Raw genomic sequence first — 23,557 nt, 5'->3', positions numbered from 1 at the left:
TCCTAATTTTTTGGATATGAAATGAAGAATGCAATGAGGATATTCATAATTGTTCTTCTAGTATCTAACTAGTCTTTAAAAAGTTGTCACAGTTTACCAGTGTTTACCGTATATTTATAGGTTATAATGGAACTTAGATAATAGGATAACTATGGAGTGAATGATATGTTGGTTAATTTACAACTTTTTGGATTTCGTGCTTTATGGAGTCCATATTTCTTTTTATTTGTTTTGGGTTTAGGAATTACATATTACTTGATTACTGGGCCACTGCGCCATAAGTTTGGCTCCGTTGAAGGCCCAACAACGAAACAAAAGATTTTTTTCTATATCGGACTAGTATTACTTTATATTGTTAAGGGATCTCCAATAGACTTGTTAAGTCATATTACCCTTACAGCTCATATGATGCAAATGGCAATTTATTTAATTGTATTTCCAATTCTTATGATAAAGGGGATCCCGGCTTGGATTTGGAAGGGTGTGCTTTTTAAACCAGTTATTAAACCTGTGATGAAAGTACTTACGTTTCCGTTAATTTCAATTTTATTGTTTAATACGTTATTTTCTATTTACCATTTGCCAGCTATTTTTGATATGACGAAATCTTCACCGGCTATACATACTTCATTCCATATTTTGCTTTTATTATTTGGATTTTTAGTATGGTTCCCAATTATGTCGCCTATTAAAGAATGGCAAATTAAACATCCGTTAGGGAAGATTTTCTATATATTTGGTAATAGTGTATTGATAACACCAGCCTGTATATTGATTATTTTCGCAGATGTACCGTTATATGCAGCATATAGTTCGAGTGGTGCTTGGATTCAAGCTATGGCACTATGTGTACCAGGTGACGTTCTAAGTGGACTAACTACTACTTCTCAAATCACTGGGCCAGAAATGTTCTCATCGATGTCTACGTTAGAAGATCAGCAGCTTGGTGGTATTATTATGAAAATAATGCAAGAAATTATTTATGGTGTCATTTTAGCTAAAGTATTTTATGCTTGGTTTAGCCCGGAAACCTTAAAGGTAGACCCATTACCGAATACGGTTGCTAATACAACAGAATAAATAATGGAAGGGGAGAAGCATTTCACTTCTTTCTGATTTAGGAGAGGGATAAGATTATGGAAATTTTACCTACTATAAGTACTTTCTTTATATTTTTAAGTGCAGTATTAGTTGCAATTGGATGGCGTTTGATTGCGACGAATCGACCTAAAGCACATAAGAAGACGATGATTGCAGCGGCAATCAGTGCGTTATTGTTCTTTATTATTTATATGTCTCGAACTGTTTTTATTGGAAACACGAGTTTCGGTGGTCCAGATGAATTGAAAATCTACTACACGATATTTTTAGTTTTCCATATAACATTAGCTACAACAGGTGCGGTTTTTGGGCTTGTAACGCTATACTTAGCATTCAAGCGTAAAATCGGAAAGCACAGAAAAATTGGTCCGATTACTTCCATTATCTGGTTCGGATCTGCGAGTACTGGTATTGTCGTATACTTCTTATTATATGTTCTTTATCATGGTGGACATACAACAAGCTTATTAAAGGCAATATTTGGCACTTAATAAACTTTTTAATTAGATGGTATAAAAATAACGCATTTGCTTTTTTCAAGCAAATGCGTTATTTTTTATGATTTAAAATTTAATGTTAAGCTTCAGGATTCCAGCTTCCCTAGCTGAAATGTAAATGATTAGGATTAATGGCCCAATGATAAATCCTAATATACCAAATATCTTTAATCCTAGGAACATCGAAATTAGTGTTGCGAGTGGTGACAATCCCATATGTTTTCCCATCACTTTAGGTTCAACCGTTCTCCTTATGGCAAGCAGAATGATAGCAAGAATGGACAGTTCTACTCCCATTTGTATATCTCCAGCCATAAACATAATGATAGCCCATGGTCCAAGAATAATGATTGAACCAATAATCGGAACTAAATCAACTAGCCATATGATAAGCGCCATTATCAAAGCAACTTCTGGAGCGATAATAAATAATCCAATTAGCGAAACCGCAAAGATAATTAAACTAACTAAAAATTGAGCTTTAAAGAAGCCAACAATAACATTTTTAATTCGATTGTTCATAAAGGAAACTTTTTCAGCAGTTTCTTTTGTAAATAAATTAAATGTTTTATCTTTTAATATTGGTAGTTCTAGCATAAAGAGGAACAAGGCTATCAGATATACTAGAATACTTACAATATATTGCGGAACCTGAGCGAAGATACTAGCAATTTTATTGATGGTTACCTTTTCTCTAAGTGTTGTGTTTAGCTGTGTAACATATGTATCAAAACTATCTGTTACAGATTCAACAAACTCAGAAGGCAAATCATTACCATATTCAGTTATTCGATTTTGCCATTCTCCATATACTTGGTTAATCTTATTGATATGGGATGGGACGTCTTCTACAAAGTTAATTGCTTGACCTACAGCTTTTGTGACAATAAAGCCTCCTGCAAATCCAACTACCACAAGAAACAATAGAAATACAATTAGTACCGAAAATTTCCTGTTAATTCTCGTTCGGTTTTGAATGAAATTCACTACAGGGTTTAATGAAAGTGCTGTTATTAGTGCAATAATTAAAGGAATAGAGATAGACAATACGAAATATCCAACCACTAATAATAACAATATGTTGATGAATAAGATGATTTTTCGAAACAAAAGGGTATCTCCTTTCGGGTGTTGGAAAATTCTATAATGTACCTATAAAAAATATAGCACGAAATCATCCATCTGGATAGGAATAACTCGTGAAACAGATAGACAAAAAAACCAACTACTCCCGCCGTGAGAGTAGTTGGCCAATTTGTTCATTACTCAACGTTAAGTTCTTTAAGCTCTTCACTAACTTTTTGCAGAATCTTGGTTGCTCTTTCTACCAGATTTTCTGGGAAGTTTTCTTCTTCACCATATTCCACGCCATGTGGATAATAATGCTTACCAAGTAATGGACTTAATAACTTAATGACGGCATCACCACGGTCAACATCACCTTCAATTGCGTAACCTTGAACACGGATATAATATGTAATGTTTTTCTCATTGGAACCGATTTTATAATCATATGTAACTCGTTCATAATCCCACTGTCCAGCACGGATAAAGGCATTATTTCCCATGATCCTATCTAATGGTTTTATTTCCATTATAGTATCTTCAATTCCAATATTTTCTAATTTCATTTTCTACACCTCACATTTTTGCTCACTACCTTAATAATAGTATTATTTCAATGAAGTTGCAATGAAAATGGGGTTTTTCATCTTCGAGAAATTAGAACTGTCATATAATTGTAACGATTTGACTAATCCAATGTTCGTATATTTCTGTTTTTAACTACAAATGAATTAATTTCGTATATAGTATTTAATAATTTTATAGCATGTTTTAATATAGTAAAACATATAGTTTACTATACTATTTAGTAGAGGGAGCTAGACGAAATGCGATGGATAAAAGGCGTTGTAGGCTTAATTATGATAGTCATTATTACATTTTTTATTTTAGAAAAGAATCAAATAGAATCACGTGAAGCAATTGATAGTCTTAATCATACATTAATCGTGAAGAAGGAGAATGTAAAGGAGAAGTCGGTTCCCAATAATATAATTGCCAAAGGGAAATATGAGGGGGAACTATTTCATTGGATTGGAAGGAGTACGGATGAGTTAATTCAAGCGTTAGGGGAACCGAAGCGCAAGGATCTAAGTTCTTATGGATATACTTGGTGGGTGTATACGAATAATGAAACACAATATATTCAATTCGGTGTTATAGGGGAGGAAATTCATACGATTTATGCTACTGGCGGTGATATTTCCATTTCACCATTAGCAATTGGTGACAGTTATGAAAGTGTTCATCAAGAGTTAGAATTTAAAAATGAAGTGACGTATAAAAAAGGAATAACTTCTTATACATTTTTGTTAGACGACGAAGATGTTCAAATGCGTCCCTTAGTAAAGCTATCAGATGATCTCTTTTTACAAGTATATTTTGATACCTTTTCTGATCAGCTTTCTTCTGTCCGCATTATGACTGGTGACGTACTACTTATACAACGACCATATGGATTACGCTATAGAGGAAAAATACCTAATCTTCCTAATCTGACGGATGCTAAATGGGAAGAAGTTGAGCGTGGAATGGAACAACAAATTTTTGATATTACGAATGTGATCCGACACAACTTTAAAAAGAATGCGTTAGAATGGGAGGATAGGGTTAGCGAGGTTGCCTTCTTACATAGTAAGGATATGGCAGAAAATAATTACTTCTCCCATTATAGTCAAAATGGGAATGGCTTAAAAGAAAGATTAGAAGGAAGAGATGTCTATTACACTGCAGCAGGTGAAAATATTGCCGCCCAATATGTCGATGCTCCTGCAGCGGTTGAAGGTTGGTTAAATAGTGAAGGTCACCGGGACGCTCTTTTGAATGATGAATACACCCATTTAGGAGTAGGTGTGTATAGGCTATATTATACACAAAACTATTTAACGAAACCTTATAACTAGTAGTAGCATATAAAAGAACATTTCATTAATGACCCGAACTATTATTCGTAATTCTACCATGATAATGCGAAATCGTTCGGGTTTTTCTATATCCCTTGATGGAATGGGGGAGAGGTTGCATGTGAGAAGAATGGTTAAATTTCTATTTTCAGTTCCTTGTATTAGGTGAAATGCACAGAACAATGGTTAAAGCATAAATTATAGTATGTCGATTGTTGCCTAAGTGTAAAGCTAAAGGGGTGAGATGATTTGAGTACGAATAATTTAAATCCAACTGTCCAACGCTTCCGAGAATTTATTAATCAACATCCGAAGCTGAGGAAGGAAATTAGAAGAACTGGAAGGTCATGGCAAGAATACTATGAAAAATGGATTCTACTAGGTGAAGAGGATGAATATTGGGATAAGTTTAGAGATGAATCATCAAATAAAGTTAATAGTGATAAGAATGGAACCGAGAGTAAGGCTGAACTATTTAGTCAGCTATTAAAATATGCTGAGAAGATGGATATCGATAAAGTACAAAAGCAGGTATCCCAGTTAAGTGGAACAATTGCTACCATTCAAGAGTTGATTGATCAATATCAAGGATCTAAAAAAGGACCAAAACCACAGGAACATAATCCTTTTGGTTGGTTTAGGGATTAGTGATTACGATGAATAAAACATTACATGACTATTTACTAACTAGACCTGATTTAGTTCATTTTATCCGTTACAACCCAGAATGGTATCGATTTCTATCGAGAGATCCGAATAAAATAGCTGAAATAGAAATTGAAGCGAAACGATTTTATGGTAAAACCTTCTCTCAAAAGCTGGAAAAGGTCAACCAAAATGTTCAAATGGTGGGTATGCTATTACAATTTGCGGAAATGATGAAAGATTAATTGTTTTTACATTTTCACCATAAAAGTGATAAACTATTGGTGGAGGTGAATTTAATATGATAGCTACCTTAGAATATGTCGATATTTTAGACCGCTCTGAAATGCTAGGGAGGATGGTTTTGGACTCTGAGGTTTATGAAGCATATGCAGAAGCTAAACATGCTTTAGTAAATGATTCCGAAGCCCAACAGCTTATTAAGGAGTTTACTGCTGTTAAGGATCAATATGAAGACGTCCAGAGATTTGGTAGATATCATCCAGATTACTCTGAAATTATGAAACTTGTCCGCACTAAAAAACGTGCTATGGACTTAAATGATAAAGTAGCAGCATATAAAATTGCTGAGAGAAATTTTCAAAGTTTATTAGATGAGATTAGTCAGTATATTGCATTCAGTGTTAGTGAACAAATAAAGGTTCCAAGAGATGGGGCAGCACTAACGGACAGTGGATGTGGTTGTGGCAGCGGCGGAGGCTGTGGATGTAAGGCGTCTTAATCGTTATATTGTTGAAACAAAAGCTATATTCTGATAAACTATTTCAAAACTACCTGAAATTGTGAGGATTTTTCATGAGAACAAATAGACAGGGGATTATTGTTTGGTATCAACATGCCAAAAATATGAAACAAATCAAACGATTGGGAAATGTTCTTTATACATCAAAAAAGCTAAAGTATGCAGTAATGTACGTGGATCAATCTAATCTAGAAGAAATTGAGAAGAAATTATTAAAATACCCTTTTGTATCACGGGTAGATCGCTCATATAAGCCATTTATTCGTACAGAATATGAAAACGCTAAACCAGATAAAGCAAAACAATACGATTATAAAATGGGAATATAGAACCTTCGTGATTAACCTCACGAAGGTTTTTGGTTTCTATAATGATAGGGTTTTGAGAATAAATTAAAAAAACCTGCAGAAATAAATCCTGCAGGTCCCTTTGTTTTCTTGCCAGAAAACAAAAAGGCAAAGGGAGAGGAGAAACCGGAGGAGAACTTATGGGGAAGTGTAAGTCTTCTCCGTGTTTTGAAACAACCAAGCTACGCATTAGCTGTTCCATTAAGCTATTATGTTCAATGGTAAAAAATATATACATGTTAATCTTATTTTTTGTAATAGTTTTTTTCTGTTTTATTATCGTTTTCCTTTGTGGTAGGATTGTAACGAGTGAGTAACAGAGGTGAATGTGATGCGAGTAATAGCAGGAATACATAAAGGAAGACAATTGAAGGCAGTTCCAGGTAAAAATACTAGACCTACTACGGATAAGGTAAAAGAGGCGGTGTTTCAAATGCTTGGCCCATTTTTCCAAGGTGGAAAGGCACTGGATTTATTTGCTGGGAGTGGTTCGTTAGGGATTGAGGCGTTAAGTCGCGGAATGGACTCATGTATTTTCGTCGATAATCATCCCAAAGCCATTCAGACTATTAAAGAGAATGTCTCCATGTTAAAACTTGATGATCAAGTAGAAGTATTTCGTGCAGATGCATTCCGTGCCTTATCAGCATCTGCAAAAAGAAGGCTGAAGTTCGATTTAATATTCCTTGATCCTCCTTATACTAAAGTAAGTTACGAAAAAATATTAGAAATAATTGAATCAGAACAGTTATTAAATAGTGATGGTATTATTTACTGTGAACATGATATTCACGATCAATTACCAGATACATACTCCAGTCTAACGGTTAAAAAACAAACTCACTATGGCGGAACTATTGGAGTTACCATCTATCAAAAAATTTAGCTTAGAGGGGTGCTGGCATGACAAAATTAGCAATTTGTCCAGGGAGTTTTGATCCCATTACATTAGGGCATTTAGATATTATTGAAAGAGGTTCTAAAATTTTTGATGAAGTAATTGTTGCTGTATTTAATAATCGATCCAAATCTCCGTTGTTTACAGTGGAAGAAAGAATGGAATTAATTAGAGAATCGACGAAGCATATGCCTAATGTAAAAGTGGATGCAAGTGATGGCTTATTAATAGAATATGCGGAGGAGAAGAATGCACAAGTCATACTTAGAGGTTTGAGGGCTGTAAGTGACTTTGAATATGAAATGCAAATTACATCAATGAATCGGAAGTTAGATTCAAGAATAGAAACACTATTTATGATGACCAATAATCAATATTCATTCTTAAGCTCCAGTATTGTAAAAGAGGTTGCTAAATATAAGGCAGACGTGACCGACCTTGTACCAGTAGTTGTAGCAGAAGCACTTAAAAGTAAATATAAGCGGTAAGAAAATCAGGACTAGCGATGGTTAAGAGGCCGGGACAAAATGAAAACAAAGGTAATAAAAAACGAACAATTACTACATTAGCCCCGGGAATATACGGAGACTCCTGTGGGAGGAAAGGCATCGGTGAGACCGCAGGGGAGCGTTAGCTCTGAGGAGGCTCACCAGCCGCCCAACGGTAAAGTAGACACTGCGAGGTTTTTTCGAGCAGATGTCGCACTTATGCTGTGATAAAGTACAAGGTAGACACTGCGATGTTTTTTTCGAGCAGATGTCGCCCCTGTACTGGAAGCAACCGCAAGTATATTTCCGGGGCGGGTTTGATGCGCTATCTTTCAAGTTCAGTTTATCCTATATTAGAAATAGTTTTGTCTAAAGCCTCTCTAATCTTTTACAATCGCTAGTCCATCGTATTCTTTGGGGTAATATATGTTTGTGAAAATGTGAAAATGATCGTAAAAAGTTTTGTAAGGAACTCTTGCTAACACTTCAATTCATTATTTTGAATATCTAAAACGACGAAACATAATAATGAAAGCTAATCCAAAAGCAGCAATGGTAATTAATGGTCCGATTTCCTGGAGAAGATCTAATATACGTACCCATTGACTATCTATGCTTGGATTGAGTACAGGCATTTCTTTTACACTTGATTCGATTCTATCTAAATAGAAAGGTTTATAAAGTAAGATGGCAAGAATACTAGCTATAAAGCCATGTAAAATACGTGCGAAAAAATATGGATAAAACCTAATATTACTCTTCGAAATAATACTTGCAACCTGAGCTTGCACAGAGAAGCCGTTAAATCCTAATATAAAACTTACTACAATAACGCTAGCCAAAAAGGGATCAACATTTTCTTTTGAGATCATGTTTGCACCTAATGTTATTTCAAAAAGCCCAGATATAAATGGTAGAGCTAATTCTACAGGTATGAAAAAGAACTGCAGGACGGATTGAAAGAAGATGGCAATAAATGGCGTTATTCCTATCAAAAATAGCATCTTATTTAACACCGAAAACAAGATGATGAATCCTCCAACCATAACGAGTGTCTTAATGGAATTAATTACAGCATCTCCCATAATCTCACCTACTGGGCGCTTGTCCTTTATTCTCGTTTCATGCATTGCATAGAATGCTCGTTTAAGAGAAATTTTACGGTTTTCCTTTTTTTGATACGTCTCTTTAGATCTACCATAAAAACGCATACAGATGCCGGTTAAGGCATTCCCCACATAATGACAAACTGCTAATAGTACCCCTAATTTAGCATCATGAAAAAAGCCAATCGATATCGCTCCAAAAATAAATAATGGACTAGAAGAGTTAGTGAACGCAACAAGACGTTCTGCTTCTATCTGTGAAATTTGCTTTTGCTCTTTCAGTCGGACGGATAATTTTGCACCGGTTGGGTAACCACTAACCATGCCCATTATCCAGGCAAAACTACCAACACCCGGAACATTGAATAATGGGCGCATAATTGGTTCAAATACTACTCCCAGAAACTTCACAACACCGAAACTTAATAATAATTCAGCAGTAATAAAAAAAGGCAGTAGGGAAGGGAAAACAACTTCCCACCACATATCAAGTCCACGAATACTTGCCTCTAGAGCGTCATTAGGATATTTAATTAACGTAAATGCAAAGAAAATAGTTGTAGCGGCAAACAGAAATGTTTTAACTAATTGCTTCAAAAGACTGCCTCCTAGTAATTTGCTAAACTGTACTTATTATTTTGATAGTAGTAAAATAAAACTAGTTTGAAATGAAACGTAGAATAATGAAACTTAAAAGGGTTAGTTTCATATATCTATATCAATATACGCTTGTACATTGCCTGAATATGCCATACACTTTTTTCGAAAGAAAAGATTTTCAAAGTTAAGGTATTATAAAGGCCTGAGTGGTTTTGAAAGGGGTCTAAGAATGAAATTTTCAAAGAAACAGATAGTTTCTCTAATTTTAGCCGTAATTGTTGCATTTTTTCTTTCTACATATAAGTTACCGTACTATATTCAAAAACCTGGTGGAGCTGACGCATTAAAACCTATTGTTCAAGTAGAGAATGCCAATGAGAGTGAAGGAGACTTTCATTTAGTAACGGTAAGGGGGGGGCAAGCTACTCCTATACAATATGCTTTAGCTAAAATCCTCCCGCACCATCAAATATTAGATATTAATGATGTTCGTCCTGAGGGAATAACGGATGAAGAATATTTTCAAGCACAATTACAAATGATGGAGAGCTCTCAAGAAGCTTCCACTGTAGTTGCTTATACTGCAGCTGGAAAGGATATAACGATTGAGTTTAATGGTGTATATGTAGTAAGTGTTGTTCCTGGATTGGCAGCAGATGGTATTTTACAAATGGGGGACAGAATCATTGGGATTGATGATTTAGAAATAAAAGAGTCCAATGATTTAATATCCTACATAGAGAAGAAGAAGATTGGAGATCAAATTACTGTTCGATTAATTCGTGATGATAAAGAGATATCCAAGGATATTACGTTAGGTGTAATTGATGAAGAAACGAAACAAGTTGGGATTGGTATCACTTTAGTTACCGATCGTGATGTTCAAGTTAACCCTCCTCTTGCATTTTCTAGTGGTAATATTGGTGGACCAAGTGCAGGGTTAATGTTTTCACTTGAGATCTATAACCAATTAACTGAAGAAGATCTGACTAAAGGCCATCAGATTGCTGGAACTGGAGAAATAGATTATGAAGGAAATGTTGGCAGAATCGGTGGAATAGACAAGAAGGTAGTAGCTGCTGATCGCGAGGGAGTTGATGTATTTTTCGCTCCAAATGAAGGTGGACGTGGAGGCGACTCTAATTATGAAGTGGCTAAGAAGAAAGCCGAAGAGATTGGTACCGATATGGTGATAGTTCCGGTTGATACCTTCGATGATGCCCTTAGGTACTTGAAGGAAGAATTAAAATAAACATCGTACGAAAAAGACAGCCCCTAACTGATTTGGGACTGTCTTTTTCGTACTAGAGGTCTATGATGGAATTATTACAGGTCCTCTTAGTTCTTGTTTCCATAAGGTATATCTATTTTGAACAGGTAGGATACTATAATAAGCATTGGTAGCTCGTTCCTCAATGTGAAGCATCGGATGGAGATTCCGTGATAATTTGGGATAAATTGGCACATTCATTTGTTTTTTTTGTTTGTTTAAGTATTCCTGTCCTTTTTTCGTCATACCGATTAGCCTAATATAGCTAATGAAGTTAGGAGCGGTTAACTCATCGATTTCAGACTTTGTCGTATTTGTTAAAAGATGGACGAAGATTCGCTGTATCCTTGTCCATGTATAACGCTTCGTTTTAATTGCGGCTACCCAGTCATAAAATGAAGTAACATGCTTAGCGGTTTGCTTAATTCGATGTTCAAGCCCTTCTTCGATACCGTGAATTAAGGCTAGTTCTTCCATTGACATGGTCAATACTCTATAATGAAGGAACGGAAAATAAGGTTCCCAATTATGTAAGGTTGTTGCCAGGCCTAGGTAATTTTCGAGTTCGTTGATTGTCGATGGAGGCATGGTGTGTTTTAATTCGGATAGTGGTGTCTGTTGGTTAAACAATTGTTTCCTTATGCTTGTTGCACTCGCAATGGAACTTGTTATCTCTGTATCATGATAGCCACTGTTTTTCCGTTTGATAGTCAATGGTTGAATCGGTAGTTTATGCTCAAGGATGGTTTTTACATAGCTAAAACCTAAGATGTTGTTTGGTTTCGATAAGTCTATTCCGTCTTGCGTTAATCCAGTTGATTCGTATGCTCTTTTACTAGCTTCAGGAAATGACATACCAGCATGTAATCCATGTTTTAGTTCACGTTGATAGGTTACTTGGTTATCTTTATAATCATCATATCCTTTGATGAATGCGTCGATATTACCTGACTCACTCCCAAAACATATACTATCTACCCCTAACGCTTGTAAGGTTAACACTGAACCCTTTGCAAATAGGTCACTGCTCTGTACAGCGTACACATATGGTAGTTCAACAACGATATCTATTCCTGTCATAAGAGCAGCTTTTGCCCGGTGGAATTTGTCGATAATGGCTGGTTCACCTCTTTGAAGGAATGCCCCACTCATAACAGCTACCATACAGTCTGCATTTGTTTTTGCTTTTGCCTGTTCTAGATGATAGTTATGTCCGTTATGAAATGGGTTATATTCAACAATTAACCCGCATGCTTTCATATTCAGCACCCCAAAACTTTACAATTAATATTTTCCTGTTATGGTTGATTATAGAAAATCATCTGCGGGAATGCTACAAATACGAATATTTTTTTATACTGTAAAGAAAATATATTGACAAAAGTCGATTTTCCTTTTAAAATTACTCTTGTTGCCTTGAGGTGAAAAAGATGAAATTTACATTAGCACAATTGAAGAAAGATGCTTTTAATAAGCCTTTCCATTTTTCTGGTGAAGTAGATGTTTCGGAATTAGAAACGATGAACAACGATATTCGAAAGATTGGTTTTGTTCAGGTAGACGGCACGTGTAATAGACAGGGTGATCAATTTTTCTTTAAGTTCACGATAATTGGTGAAATGATTTTACCTTGTGCTCGTACATTGGTTGATGTTTCGTATCCATTCAAAATAGAAGCAGAAGAGATTTTTTCATCATCACCTTATTCTAATGAGGAAGATGACGCAGAAATTCATCCGATTCATGGAGAAGTGCTTGACTTAATGCCGTATATAAAGGAAAATATTTTATTGGAGGTTCCTTTTCGTGTATTCTCCGATGAAGTAGATTCAGCGGATGTACTTCAAAAAGGAAATGATTGGGAAGTACTTTCCGAAATACCAAAAGAAGTGAAAATTGATCCACGTTTTAAAAAACTGGAGTCATTATTCAAAGATACCGAGAAAGAAAAATAAGAAGTTAATTGATTGTTTTTGCTTTCGTATTTGAAGGAGGTGTAAGTCATGGCGGTACCTAAAAGAAGAACTTCTAAAAAAGTAAAGAGACAACGTCGTACTCATTTCAAATTACACGTGCCTGGCATGGTAGAATGTTCAAATTGTGGAGAATTATCTAGACCACACCGTGTATGTAAAGCTTGTGGGCACTATAATGGAAAAGAAGTTGTTAACAGCTAATACAGGATATTAGAAAACAGATCACATTGCATGTGGTCTGTTTTTTTATAGATAACAAGTTTTACAATGAAAGGAGAAAGCGATATGGATGAACTCGTACAATATCAATACATAGCAGATAAAGGATATGGAATCATAACCATTAACCGTGCGATGAAACGAAATGCTATTTCGATTGCAATGGCGAAACGTTTTATGAGCTGTATCAAAAAAGCTGAGAAAGACCCAATTAAGTTTTTAGTCGTAACAGGTGCAGGTGAACAGATATTTTGTGCTGGTGGTGACTTGAATGATTTACATGGAGAACTAGCAACGGAAGAAGCAAAGAAGAGTCTATTAAATATGATGGAAGTATTATATAGTTTGACAGTATTTAAGGTGCCAACCATTGCACTTTTAAATGGTGGAGCCCGAGGTGGAGGCTGTGAATTGGCTTCTGCCTGTGACATACGGATTGGCAAAACAGGAACAAAGTTTGGGTTTGTCCAAACAAAGTTAGGAATTATCCCTGGTTGGGGTGGTGGTGTCTTGTTGGCTAAAAGAGTACATACTAGTTTTGCCAACCAGTGGATAATCGAAGGTACGGTTTACAACGTAGAGGATTTAGTCCAAAAAGGATGGATTCATAGAGTGGTGAATCATGATGAATGGAAGGATCGGGACAATCTATTAAACCCATATTTATCAAAATCCTTGGCACAAATGAAAATTCTAAAGGAACAATATCTAGAGGAAATAGGTGTACTAGGGTTGAAGGAGAGAATGGAGAGGGAAGTTTCTCGCTGTGCTTCTTTATGGGAGTCAAAAGAGCATAAAGATGCTGTGTCTACATTTTTGCACCGAAGCTAGCACGTGAGAATAATTTAGAAATTTATGATAAAGAGTATTCTATCACTCCTATTTTGTGCATACATTGATAGCAAAGAGATAAGGAGTGATGTTATGAATGCGACAAGGCAAGATGCCTGGACTGAAGATGAAGATGTTATATTAGCTGATACAGTGCTTCGCTATATTCGTGAAGGGAAAACGCAGCTTGAGGCATTTAAGGAAGTGGCGAAGCAGTTGTCTAGAACGTCTGCTGCGTGTGGATTCAGATGGAACGCAACCATCCGTAAACAATATCAGGAAGAAATACAACGTGCAAAAGAAGAAAGAAAGCTCGGTGGAAGAAAAGTCTTTTGGACGGAAGATGGCTTAAAACTAGACCAAGAAAAAGATACGATAGAGTCAGCCATTATGCTACTTGAAAAAATGAAGTCTAACTTCGCTGAACATCAGGATATCGCTAAAAAAGAGCAGGAAAAACTTCTAAAGAAACTAGAAGAAGAAAATAAAAAACTAAAAATACAATTACAGCGATATGAAAATGCCTGGGAGGAAATGGGTAACCTATGGAAATGGATTAAAGACAAATAATAATTTCGCTTACGCCATTATATATAAACCTACATGAAAAAGAGGCTTATCTCCATTGATGAGCCTCTTCTATTTACAATGAAAGAGTTTACATTTTATTGGACAACTCGTTCGAATACCCTCTCAGGCAACCATAGTAATGGGTTTTGCCCCAAATCTCGCTCCATTTCATAGTTTGCCTTTTGAAAACCCATCTTCTCCCAGAAACCATGGGAGTTGATGCGTGGGTTAGTTTTTATGGGTAAGTTGTACCCTTTTGCGTATTCTACTAGTTTCTTTCCATAGCCCTTACCACGGTAATGTGGTAAAACTTCTAATTTCCATAGCTCTAAATAATCTTGAGCTGGATCAAAGTATTTATCATATTTTTTATCGACTCGATATAAACTCATCCTTGCTATTAATGTATCACCGAAATAAATTCCATAGAATGGTGATTGACTATTATTTTCCACGATATTAGATTGTAAATCCTCTAACATGGATAGTTCTTGGTGTCCATATTCTTTAAAGCGTGTAAATTCTTCTAGTGTCTTATAATTGATTAATAGGTTTTCTACTTTTACTTCCCCCACGTACCTCAGCCCCTTTGTTGTCAGAAAAATATATATTTTGTATCTATTATAATACATCTTTCTAAATAATGAAAACGCATAAAGCAATGAAAATAATCACCATTGTTAGTCACAAATAATTATTATTTTGTTACAATTAAGAAATGATTCAATCGATATGTTGTAAAAGGGGATTCATAAAGTCATGTTAGATATTGTATTAATGATAGTAGCATCTATCATAACCATACCAATTATAGTGACGATTTTATTGTATTTCTTATTTAAATACCTGTATCAAAATCCTGTAAAAGCATTTCACCAGGCGATTAATTGGACTACCGCTTTATACATAGCGGCAGTAAATGTAATCCTTAATGAATTATTTGGCGGTTTTTATGTTGGATATTGTATTGGTGTTCTACTTTGCATGCTAACAATATTAATTATTATTCAGTGGAGGAGAAATACGGAAATTGACTATCGTAGGGCGTTTAAATTCTTATGGCGATTATCCTTCTTACTATTTTTTGTATTGTATTTAGTGTTGGTAGTATATGGTGTAATTCGAAACATTCTATTATGAAATGAGGTATTTATACGGCTAAATTATATTTTTTGAAACAGGAAACATGAAATAATACTATCTTTCTTGTACAATACGATATAGACAAAAAACTCTAAAGGAGTTCGTAATGAATGCGAATTGAACCAGTACAGATTCAGAAACAAACTAAATTAATGCGTGATTATCGCAATCAACATAAATCCATTTTGGAATTCTTTGATTATGGAATGAATGATTATGCAAGCAGACTTCAGGAATTGAAGCAACGTACATATAAGCGAGAAGAATTGGTTGAGGTACTTTATCACTTAAATCAAAGCTGGGGGGCACCTGAGAAGACGTTTCGAAATATTGAGCGTCTGAAGGATGACCAAAGTGTTGTGGTTGTAGGTGGTCAACAAGCGGGAGTATTAACTGGACCTTTATACTCCGTTAACAAGGTTATATCCATTATTCAATTAGCTAGACAGCAAGAGAAAGATTTGGGTATTCCAGTCGTCCCGTTGTTTTGGATAGCTGGTGAGGATCACGATTTTGAAGAAGTTAATCATATTTATTTACAGGTGAAAAATATGATGAAGAAATTTAAAGTTGGCCAACGGTTACTGGATAAACGATCTGTTTCGAAGATTGAATTAGAAGAGCCGATTATATTAGATTGGTTAGAGTCCATTTTCGAACAGTTAGCCGAAACAGAGCATACAAAAGATATCTATTCACTGATAGTAGATAGTTTACATAAATCTACTACATATGTTGATTTTTTTGCTAGGTTAATTTTCTTATTGTTTGAAGAAGATGGTATTGTTCTAATGGATTCAGGAAATGAAAAGATTAGAAGGCTCGAATCTGATTACTTTGTAGAAATGATTACAAAGCAACAAGAAATAAGCGATGGTGTGTGTCATGCCTATAAGCAGCTAACATCAAATGATTATTCAATTGCGTTAGATGTAGCACCAGAAAACGGAAATTTATTTTATCATAAAGATGAAGAGCGTATCCTTCTAACGAAAAATCAAGAAGGGAATTGGGTAGGTAAGCAACTAGAAGTTATTTTTACGACAGATGAGTTAATGGAAATGGCTAAAAAAACACCAGAGAAATTAAGTAACAATGTCGTAACTCGACCGCTAATGCAGGACTTACTTTTACCAACTTTAGCATTTATTGGTGGACCTGGTGAGATTAGTTATTGGGCTGTGTTGAAGCCGGCTTTTCATGCGATGGAAATGAAGATGCCACCGGTCGTACCAAGGTTATCGTTTACCTATATGGATCGAAAAACGGAGAAAACACTAAACAAGTATCATATATCCTCTGCACTAGCACTGAATGGTGAGATAAGTGGAATCAGAAAAGCTTGGTTTAAAGAAAAGGTTAATCCTCCAATTGAAGAAACGGTAGAGGAATTGAAGAAGAAGATAACTGAAGCTCATGAACCACTTCGGACGATTGCACATCAGGTACGTGCAGATATACGTGATCTAGCTGAAAAGAATTTAGATTATTTGATTCGTGATGTAGCGTTTTTAGAGAAAAGAATGGTACGTGCATTGGAAGAACAATATCATAAAGAATTAAACGAATTCACACTACTTGAAAATATGTTATATCCCGGTGGATTACAAGAAAGAGTGTGGAATCCACTCCCATTCATCAATGCGTATGGTTTACATTTCTTTCAAGAGATAAGTGCCGAGGATTGTTCATTTGAAGAAGAACATTACGTTGTGTATATTTAATCCTCCACTTCCTCCCACCTTTTTTTAGATACTGTCTTTCCTATCTTCTAGAAATACCTTGGAATGCTTGTTATATAAGCTTCTAGGCAGTTTCTGTTAGTAGGGGAGGCAGTGTTTTTTTAGTTATAAATACCTAATTTAATCGTTTTGATAACTTTTTTAGAAAAACAAGTGGTGGAAAGTGGGGGGATGTGGTAATATAAGTTTATGAAAGTGGGGGCGGACTACATGTTCATGGGTGAATTCCAACATAACTTTGATACAAAGGGCCGAATTATTGTCCCTTCCAAGTTCCGTGATGAGCTTGGCGAACGTTTTGTGGTTACTCGTGGATTAGATAAATGTCTTTTCGCCTATCCCATGTCTGAATGGAGTCTTATTGAAGAAAAATTAAAAAAACTCCCACTCACTAAAAAAGATGCTAGAGCCTTTACGCGATTTTTCTTCTCTGGCGCGGTCGAATGCGAAGTAGACAAGCAGGGAAGAATAAATATTCCACAACCTCTTCGGAATTACGCTGGTTTAGATAAAGAGTGTGTGGTAATTGGGGTATCAAATCGAATAGAATTTTGGGCTAGTGAAAATTGGGAAGACTATTTTAATGAGTCTGAAGAATCCTTTGCTGAAATTGCTGAAAATCTAATGGACTTTGATATCTAATGGTAAATTCGCTAACGAGGTGTACACATGTTTGATCATTACACAGTTTTAAAAGAAGAATCAATAAAAGGATTAAATATTAAGCCAGATGGTATTTATGTGGACTGTACATTAGGTGGTGGAGGACATTCTGAAAGAATTGCCTCACAGCTTAATGAAAATGGACTGCTTATTGCCTTTGATCAAGATAGTGATGCGTTACAAGCAGCTAAAGAACGTCTGAAGCTATACCAGGACAGAATATTATTCATTCACAATAACTTCCGTAATTTAGAAGTTGAATTACGAAACCATAAAATAGATCATGTTGATGGTATACTTTTTGATTTAGGGGTTTCATCTCCACAGTTAGACCGTGGGGAGCGAGGCTTTAGTTACCAGCATGATGCAAAGCTCGATATGAGAATGAATCAAGACCAGGAATTATCGGCTTTTGAAATTGTTAACCAGTGGTCGTATAATGGTTTAGTTTCCATCTTTTTTAAGTATGGAGAAGAGAAGTTTTCGAAGCAAATCGCTCGAAAAATTGAAGAATATCGTAAAACCAATACGATTGAAACCACCTATCAGCTAGTGGATATTATAAAAGATGCTATACCTGCTCCAGCACGGAGAAAGGGAGGACATCCCGCAAAACGTATCTTCCAAGCTATTCGAATTGCTGTAAATGATGAATTACAAGCATTTCACGATGCCCTCCATCAAGCGGCAAGAATGGTTGGTGTAGAAGGGAGAATTGCAGTTATTACCTTTCATTCCTTAGAAGATCGTATTTGTAAACAAGCTTTTAAAAAATGGAGTACTCATAAACAAACACCTAAGAATTTACCGGTGATACCGAAAGAGTACGAAGCGCCATTTAAACTTATCAATCGGAAACCAATTGTTGCAAATGATAATGAATTAGAAGAAAATCGTAGATCAAGATCAGCCAAGTTACGTATTGTAGAAAAAGTAGGTAATTGGTCAAGTGATTTTGAATATGGGGAAGGGTGGAATAAATAATGGCAGCAAATCATGCAAGAAGTTGGGAACAATCATATACTTCCTATCAGCCGCAAGTGGAGAAAAAAGTCGTTATTCGGAAGAAGAGCTGGATAACGAAAGGTGAAAAGATGCTATACTCGTTTGTAGCAACTTGTCTCTTAATTGCAGGGGGATTTGTTGTTTCCTACTCCTCTTCAATGGATACACTTAATCGCAATATTCAAAACTTAGAACAAACCATCGCTAATCAACAAGTAGTAAATGAAAATTTGCTATTCGAAATAAAAGATCTAAGCAGACCTGAGCGAATTACCCAATTCGCAAAAGAGCATGGATTCACTATTCAAGCTGCTGAAATTAAACAAGCCAATGCTTTCAACCAATAGAAGGTGATTCCTAATGAATAAGAACCGTACAACTCATGCTATGGCTGGAGTGTTAATGGTGGTCTTCATCATGGCATTTTTAATTGTTACAGGTCGTTTTTTATATATCCAAGCCTCAGGCGAAGTGGATGGCGTATCACTTGATGAATGGGCAAAAAAGGTCAGAACAACCTCTTACACATTAGATGCCGAACGGGGTAAGATTTATGACAAAAATGGCATGATGTTGGCATATGATATGCCTACCTTTCGAATGTATGCCATTGTAGATGAAGCATATTCAGAAAATCTAGAGGAGCCACAGCATGTTGTTGATCCAGTTGAAACAGCAGATAAGTTGGCTCCTTTATTAAATGCAGATAGAGACTATCTATTGGAACGTTTAAATAATGGTTTAAGTAATGAAAAAGCTAAACAAATAGAGTTTGGAACGATTGGTAAGGGTATCTCCATTCAAACAAAGGAAGAAATAGACGCTTTGAAATTACCAGGGATTAATTTTGTTCGTGAAAACATTCGATACTATCCAAATGGTATGTTTGCTTCTCATATAATAGGGTTTGCCCGAGAAACGAACCCAGAAGATGATGAGGAAGCAGAGGCAGAAATTGAGGGAGTTGCCGGGATTGAGCGTGAAATGAATGAATTATTAAAAGGCAAGAACGGCTTTATATCCTATCAACGAGATATCTATAATAAAAAATTACTAAAACCAAATGAAATTATCCAATTGCCCGACAATGGGGATGATGTATATTTAACGATAGATCAAAAAATCCAAACTTTACTTGAGGACGTATTGTCTCAGGTGGATGAAAAATATGCCCCAGAACGGATGACAGCTATCGTAATGAATCCAAAAACTGGTGAAATTATCGCAATGAGTAATCGACCAAGTTATAATCCTAATAATCCAGCAAATGTGGAGAATTGGTATAATGACGCGATATCAACGCCATTCGAACCAGGTTCTACAATTAAAATGTTCACATGGGCTGCTGCAATAGAATCAGGGGTTTATAAGGGTAGTGACAAATATAAATCTGGCCAATATCAAATCAGTAACAATATCACGCCTGTAAAGGATTTTAATGGTGGTAAAGGTTGGGGAGTAATCTCGTATGATGAAGGTTTTGCTAGATCCTCAAATGTTGCTGCAAGTAAATTAGTTTGGGAAATTATGGGCCCTGAAACCTTCTTAGAATACTTAAAAGCCTTTGACTTTGATAAGCCTTCAGGAATTGACTTACCTGGGGAAGTTACTGGGCAGATTCTGTATAATTGGCCATTAGAAAAAATCACAACATCATTTGGGCAAGGAAGTACAGCTACACCAATTCAAATCATGAAAGCAGCGACAGCTATTGCTAATGATGGTAAAATGCTACAACCGTATATTATTGATAAAATAGTAGACCCAGATACTGGGACTATAATAGAAAACCATGAAACGACAGTAGTTGGAGAACCAATATCAAAAGAAACAGCTCAACAAGTTAGAGAATTACTTGTTTCTGCCGTTCAATCTGAACAGGCTACAGGGAGTCGTTTTCACTTAGAGGACTATTCGGTTGGTGGTAAGACTGGTACTGCTCAAATTCCTAACCCGAACCCTGGTCAACCAGGATATTTAACGGGGAGTGAAAACTATGTATTTTCATTCCTAGGAATGGCTCCAGCTGATGATCCAGAATTGATGATGTATGTCTCTGTTAAGCAGCCAACATTAGAATTTGAATCTGGTATTGAACCTGGTTCTGCTCCTGTATCCTTTATTTTTAATAATGTAATGGAAAACGCTTTGCATTATTTAAATATTGATCCTGATAGAGGGGAATCCACTACTAATGTTATAGCTTCTGAGATTCCGAATTTAGTAGGGAAATCCGTATCTTCAGTGAAGGAAACTTTAACAAAAATCGGAGTGAATTATACTGTCATCGGTTCAGGAAATAAGGTAGTGGGGATGAGTGTAGAAGAAGGAACAAAAGTATTACCAAATGAACGTCTATTGATATTAACGGATCACCCTACCATGCCTGATATTGTTGGTTGGTCCCTTAGAGATGTATTGAAGCTTAGTGAGATGATGGATTTAGAAACAGAACCTATAGGGAATGGTTTTGTTATCACCCAAGGTATTGAACCAGGCAGTGATTTAAGCAAAGGTGCTTACCTTGGTGTGGAGCTTAAAACACCTAAAGAACTAAAAGAAATGGAAATAAAAGGTGACGAGAGTTCTGAAGCACAGGAAGCTGAAGAGGAAGAATCTGCTGACAGTTTTGAATAAGTAAGTGGCTAATTTTACAAAAATAAGATAAAAAACAGTGTTCTAATCAAATTTTAACTACATATAGTTGATACAAGCCTACCTATGTGAAGGAGATGGACTATGAAACGTGTATCAACTGTTACAGTTAGAAAACGATTAGTCGCTGTTTTTCTTATTGGTATCATGGTTTTGGGGATAATTGATTTTCGCTTAGGTTATGTTCAATTTGTTTTAGGTGAGGAACTAGTGGAAAAAGCGGACGAGTCTTGGAGCAGGAATGTCAAATTTCAACCAGAAAGAGGGAGGATCCTAGATGTCAATGGGACTATCCTAGCAGAAAATGTTACAGCACCTTCTATAGTTGTTGTCCCAAGACAAATTAATGACCCTGAGTATACGGCTAATAAATTGGCACAAATTTTGGACATGTCTAAGGAAAAGGCATATGAATACGTAACAAGATCTGCTAGCTCAGTAAATCTTCATCCGGAGGGTAGAAAGATATCTGAAGAGCAAGAACGGGCAATTCGCACATTAAATATGGATGGAGTTTATTTAGCAAAGGATTCTTCTAGACATTATCCTTTTGGGGATGATTTATCACATGTTCTTGGTTTTGCAGGAATCGATAATCAAGGTCTTATGGGGCTAGAACTATATTATGATGAAATGTTAAAAGGAAAGCAGGGGAGTTTATCCTTTTACTCAGATGCTAAAGGAAGAAGGCTTGATCAGTTAGCTGATGTGTACAAAGCCCCACAGGATGGATATGATTTAGTTACTACCATTGATTCAAAAATACAGACTATAGTGGAACGCGAGCTTGATTTGGCAGTTGCGAAGTATAACCCTGATGGAGCATTAGCTATTGCAGTTGATCCAAAGACAGGTGGTGTACTAGCAATGACAGCGAGACCAAATTTTAATCCAGAGAATTATCAGGAAGTAGATCCTTCTGTGTATAATCGTAATTTACCAATTTGGAGTACATATGAGCCTGGTTCTACGTTTAAAATTATTACATTAGCTGCAGCACTAGAAGAGAAAGCTGTAGACCTTCATGAAGATCGTTTTTTTGATCCTGGCTACATTGAAGTTGGTGGTGCTAGACTTCGTTGTTGGAAGGCAGGAGGACATGGAGATCAGACGTTTTTAGAGGTCGTCCAAAATTCTTGTAACCCTGGTTTTGTTCATTTAGGTCAAGAGTTAGGTAAGGAAAAGTTATTCTCTTATATTAAGAAATTTGGTTTTGGAACGAAAACGGGAATCGATTTGCAAGGTGAGGGATCTGGGATTTTATTTAAGCCTGAAAATGTTGGACCGGTAGAACTTGCCACAACCGCATTTGGTCAAGGTGTATCGGTTACGCCTATCCAACAAGTAATGGCTGTATCTGCTGCAATAAATGGTGGTTATTTATATGAACCGTTTATTGCGAAGCAATGGGTAGACCCTCAAACAAATGAAATAGTTTCTGAAACAGAACCAAAATTGAAACATCGGGTGATTTCAAAAGAGACTTCTAAAGAAATACGACTTGCTTTAGAAAGTGTTGTAGCAAAGGGAACCGGTAGACCTGCATATGTAGATGGTTATCGAGTAGGTGGAAAGACAGGTACTGCACAAAAAGTCGGTCCCAATGGTGGCTATTTAGAAAATAATCATATCGTTTCGTTCATTGGTTTTGCACCGGCAGATGACCCGGAAATTGTTGTCTATGTCGCGGTGGATAATCCTAAAGGTGTTCAACAATTTGGTGGAACAGTTGCTGCTCCTATTGTAGGGAATATAATTGGGGATAGTCTCCGAGTAATGGGGGTTAAGCCACGAGAAGATGGTCTAGAAAAAGAATATCTATGGCCTGAACAGCCTAATGTTGAGGTTCCGGAATTAATCGGCACTAAGAGAAATGAATTGCTGCAAATTTTGTCAGACCTTTCCATTGAATCAAGTGGTACGGGAGACTACATTATTGATCAAGAACCTGCTGCTGGTACAAAAGTAGAACCAGGCTCAACCGTTAGAATCTATCTATCTGATGAAAAAGTAACACATGAAGATGAAGAAGAATAATAGTGAAGTAGACATTAATCTAAAATGAATGATTT

At 36.0% G+C, this 23,557-nt stretch carries 27 protein-coding genes; 22 read left to right on the top strand and 5 right to left on the bottom strand.

What is annotated here, in order from left to right; all coding sequences use genetic code 11:
- The first annotated feature begins 165 nt into the window (after positions 1-165).
- Together ctaG and KGF86_RS08075 are read left to right on the top strand one after the other, a co-directional pair.
- A complete protein-coding gene (ctaG, locus tag KGF86_RS08080; protein WP_211741538.1) occupies positions 166-1,080 on the top strand; it encodes a cytochrome c oxidase assembly factor CtaG in 915 nt (304 codons plus the stop codon).
- A gap of 56 nt (positions 1,081-1,136) precedes the next feature.
- A complete protein-coding gene (locus KGF86_RS08075) occupies positions 1,137-1,592 on the top strand; it encodes a DUF420 domain-containing protein (RefSeq protein ID WP_186868564.1) in 456 nt (151 codons plus the stop codon).
- 72 nt (positions 1,593-1,664) lie between these two features.
- Here the strand turns inward: KGF86_RS08075 and ytvI are convergent, their stop codons facing one another.
- Both ytvI and KGF86_RS08065 read right to left on the bottom strand, forming a co-directional pair.
- Positions 1,665-2,708 (bottom strand): sporulation integral membrane protein YtvI, encoded by a 1,044-nt coding sequence (gene ytvI, locus KGF86_RS08070; RefSeq protein ID WP_211741537.1) that lies wholly within the window; start codon positions 2,706-2,708, stop codon positions 1,665-1,667.
- A gap of 152 nt (positions 2,709-2,860) precedes the next feature.
- On the bottom strand, positions 2,861-3,229 hold the full coding sequence (locus KGF86_RS08065; RefSeq protein ID WP_211741536.1) for a YugN family protein: 369 nt from the start codon (positions 3,227-3,229) through the stop codon (positions 2,861-2,863).
- 261 nt (positions 3,230-3,490) lie between these two features.
- Here KGF86_RS08065 and KGF86_RS08060 point away from each other — a divergent pair, with 261 nt between their 5' ends.
- The 8 genes from KGF86_RS08060 to coaD all read left to right on the top strand — a co-directional run bounded on the left by KGF86_RS08060 (position 3,491) and on the right by coaD (position 7,705).
- A complete protein-coding gene (locus tag KGF86_RS08060; RefSeq protein WP_211741535.1) occupies positions 3,491-4,564 on the top strand; it encodes a CAP domain-containing protein in 1,074 nt (357 codons plus the stop codon).
- 249 nt (positions 4,565-4,813) lie between these two features.
- Positions 4,814-5,212 carry a YlbD family protein gene (gene ylbD / locus KGF86_RS08055; protein ID WP_186868568.1) on the top strand — a complete coding sequence of 133 codons (399 nt, stop codon included), beginning with the start codon at positions 4,814-4,816 and terminating at the stop codon, positions 5,210-5,212.
- A gap of 8 nt (positions 5,213-5,220) precedes the next feature.
- Positions 5,221-5,454 carry a YlbE-like family protein gene (locus KGF86_RS08050; RefSeq protein WP_211741534.1) on the top strand — a complete coding sequence of 78 codons (234 nt, stop codon included), beginning with the start codon at positions 5,221-5,223 and terminating at the stop codon, positions 5,452-5,454.
- A 56-nt stretch (positions 5,455-5,510) separates the two neighbouring features.
- Positions 5,511-5,951, top strand: coding sequence for a YlbF/YmcA family competence regulator (locus KGF86_RS08045; protein WP_186868570.1), 441 nt, complete (start codon positions 5,511-5,513; stop codon positions 5,949-5,951).
- Between the two features lie 74 nt (positions 5,952-6,025).
- Positions 6,026-6,301, top strand: a complete 276-nt coding sequence (locus tag KGF86_RS08040; protein ID WP_186868571.1) for a YlbG family protein — start codon at positions 6,026-6,028, stop codon at positions 6,299-6,301.
- Positions 6,302-6,409: 108 nt separating this feature from the next.
- Positions 6,410-6,544 carry a hypothetical protein gene (locus KGF86_RS19490; RefSeq protein ID WP_255488070.1) on the top strand — a complete coding sequence of 45 codons (135 nt, stop codon included), beginning with the start codon at positions 6,410-6,412 and terminating at the stop codon, positions 6,542-6,544.
- 106 nt (positions 6,545-6,650) lie between these two features.
- On the top strand, positions 6,651-7,205 hold the full coding sequence (gene rsmD / locus KGF86_RS08035) for a 16S rRNA (guanine(966)-N(2))-methyltransferase RsmD (protein ID WP_211741533.1): 555 nt from the start codon (positions 6,651-6,653) through the stop codon (positions 7,203-7,205).
- Between the two features lie 17 nt (positions 7,206-7,222).
- The gene (coaD, locus tag KGF86_RS08030) at positions 7,223-7,705 is read left to right on the top strand and encodes a pantetheine-phosphate adenylyltransferase (RefSeq protein ID WP_186868573.1); all 483 of its coding nucleotides are present in this window, start codon (positions 7,223-7,225) and stop codon (positions 7,703-7,705) included.
- A gap of 494 nt (positions 7,706-8,199) precedes the next feature.
- Here coaD and ylbJ read toward each other — a convergent pair whose 3' ends face one another.
- Positions 8,200-9,408, bottom strand: a complete 1,209-nt coding sequence (ylbJ, locus tag KGF86_RS08025) for a sporulation integral membrane protein YlbJ (RefSeq protein WP_186868574.1) — start codon at positions 9,406-9,408, stop codon at positions 8,200-8,202.
- Between the two features lie 232 nt (positions 9,409-9,640).
- Here ylbJ and KGF86_RS08020 point away from each other — a divergent pair, with 232 nt between their 5' ends.
- The gene (locus KGF86_RS08020) at positions 9,641-10,663 is read left to right on the top strand and encodes a SepM family pheromone-processing serine protease (RefSeq protein WP_186868575.1); all 1,023 of its coding nucleotides are present in this window, start codon (positions 9,641-9,643) and stop codon (positions 10,661-10,663) included.
- A gap of 60 nt (positions 10,664-10,723) precedes the next feature.
- Here KGF86_RS08020 and KGF86_RS08015 read toward each other — a convergent pair whose 3' ends face one another.
- Positions 10,724-11,941, bottom strand: a complete 1,218-nt coding sequence (locus tag KGF86_RS08015; protein WP_211741532.1) for a nucleotidyltransferase — start codon at positions 11,939-11,941, stop codon at positions 10,724-10,726.
- A gap of 170 nt (positions 11,942-12,111) precedes the next feature.
- Here KGF86_RS08015 and KGF86_RS08010 point away from each other — a divergent pair, with 170 nt between their 5' ends.
- From KGF86_RS08010 to KGF86_RS07995, 4 genes are all read left to right on the top strand, one after another.
- Positions 12,112-12,636: a YceD family protein gene (locus tag KGF86_RS08010; protein WP_186868577.1), complete on the top strand. Its 525-nt coding sequence runs from the start codon at positions 12,112-12,114 to the stop codon at positions 12,634-12,636.
- 48 nt (positions 12,637-12,684) lie between these two features.
- Entirely contained in the window at positions 12,685-12,858 is a 174-nt protein-coding gene (rpmF, locus tag KGF86_RS08005; RefSeq protein ID WP_186868578.1) for a 50S ribosomal protein L32, read from the top strand.
- Positions 12,859-12,942: 84 nt separating this feature from the next.
- Complete coding sequence (locus KGF86_RS08000; RefSeq protein ID WP_211741531.1) at positions 12,943-13,707, top strand: enoyl-CoA hydratase/isomerase family protein; 765 nt, start codon at positions 12,943-12,945, stop codon at positions 13,705-13,707.
- 93 nt (positions 13,708-13,800) lie between these two features.
- Positions 13,801-14,277, top strand: a complete 477-nt coding sequence (locus KGF86_RS07995; protein WP_186868580.1) for an RsfA family transcriptional regulator — start codon at positions 13,801-13,803, stop codon at positions 14,275-14,277.
- Positions 14,278-14,372: 95 nt separating this feature from the next.
- On the opposite strand, the gene KGF86_RS07990 is transcribed toward KGF86_RS07995, so the two are convergent.
- Positions 14,373-14,852, bottom strand: a complete 480-nt coding sequence (locus KGF86_RS07990) for an N-acetyltransferase (RefSeq protein ID WP_343221434.1) — start codon at positions 14,850-14,852, stop codon at positions 14,373-14,375.
- Positions 14,853-15,036: 184 nt separating this feature from the next.
- On the opposite strand from KGF86_RS07990, the gene KGF86_RS07985 reads away from it, so the two are divergent.
- From KGF86_RS07985 to KGF86_RS07955, 7 genes are all read left to right on the top strand, one after another.
- On the top strand, positions 15,037-15,417 hold the full coding sequence (locus KGF86_RS07985; protein WP_186868581.1) for a DUF3397 family protein: 381 nt from the start codon (positions 15,037-15,039) through the stop codon (positions 15,415-15,417).
- Between the two features lie 113 nt (positions 15,418-15,530).
- Positions 15,531-17,144 carry a bacillithiol biosynthesis cysteine-adding enzyme BshC gene (gene bshC, locus KGF86_RS07980; protein ID WP_211741530.1) on the top strand — a complete coding sequence of 538 codons (1,614 nt, stop codon included), beginning with the start codon at positions 15,531-15,533 and terminating at the stop codon, positions 17,142-17,144.
- 228 nt (positions 17,145-17,372) lie between these two features.
- Entirely contained in the window at positions 17,373-17,804 is a 432-nt protein-coding gene (gene mraZ / locus KGF86_RS07975) for a division/cell wall cluster transcriptional repressor MraZ (protein WP_186868583.1), read from the top strand.
- Positions 17,805-17,831: 27 nt separating this feature from the next.
- Positions 17,832-18,809, top strand: coding sequence for a 16S rRNA (cytosine(1402)-N(4))-methyltransferase RsmH (rsmH, locus tag KGF86_RS07970; RefSeq protein ID WP_186868584.1), 978 nt, complete (start codon positions 17,832-17,834; stop codon positions 18,807-18,809).
- Positions 18,809-19,177, top strand: a complete 369-nt coding sequence (gene ftsL, locus KGF86_RS07965) for a cell division protein FtsL (protein WP_186868585.1) — start codon at positions 18,809-18,811, stop codon at positions 19,175-19,177. The genes rsmH and ftsL overlap by 1 nt, the downstream gene beginning before the upstream one ends.
- Before the next feature lie 13 nt (positions 19,178-19,190).
- Complete coding sequence (locus tag KGF86_RS07960) at positions 19,191-21,467, top strand: penicillin-binding protein (protein WP_186868586.1); 2,277 nt, start codon at positions 19,191-19,193, stop codon at positions 21,465-21,467.
- Positions 21,468-21,569: 102 nt separating this feature from the next.
- A complete protein-coding gene (locus tag KGF86_RS07955) occupies positions 21,570-23,522 on the top strand; it encodes a stage V sporulation protein D (protein WP_186868587.1) in 1,953 nt (650 codons plus the stop codon).
- Positions 23,523-23,557: the final 35 nt, after the last annotated feature.

The organism is Ornithinibacillus massiliensis (assembly GCF_018310345.1).
Classification (GTDB): domain Bacteria; phylum Bacillota; class Bacilli; order Bacillales; family Amphibacillaceae; genus Ornithinibacillus; species Ornithinibacillus massiliensis.
This window is presented reverse-complemented; position numbering and strand designations above follow the sequence as displayed.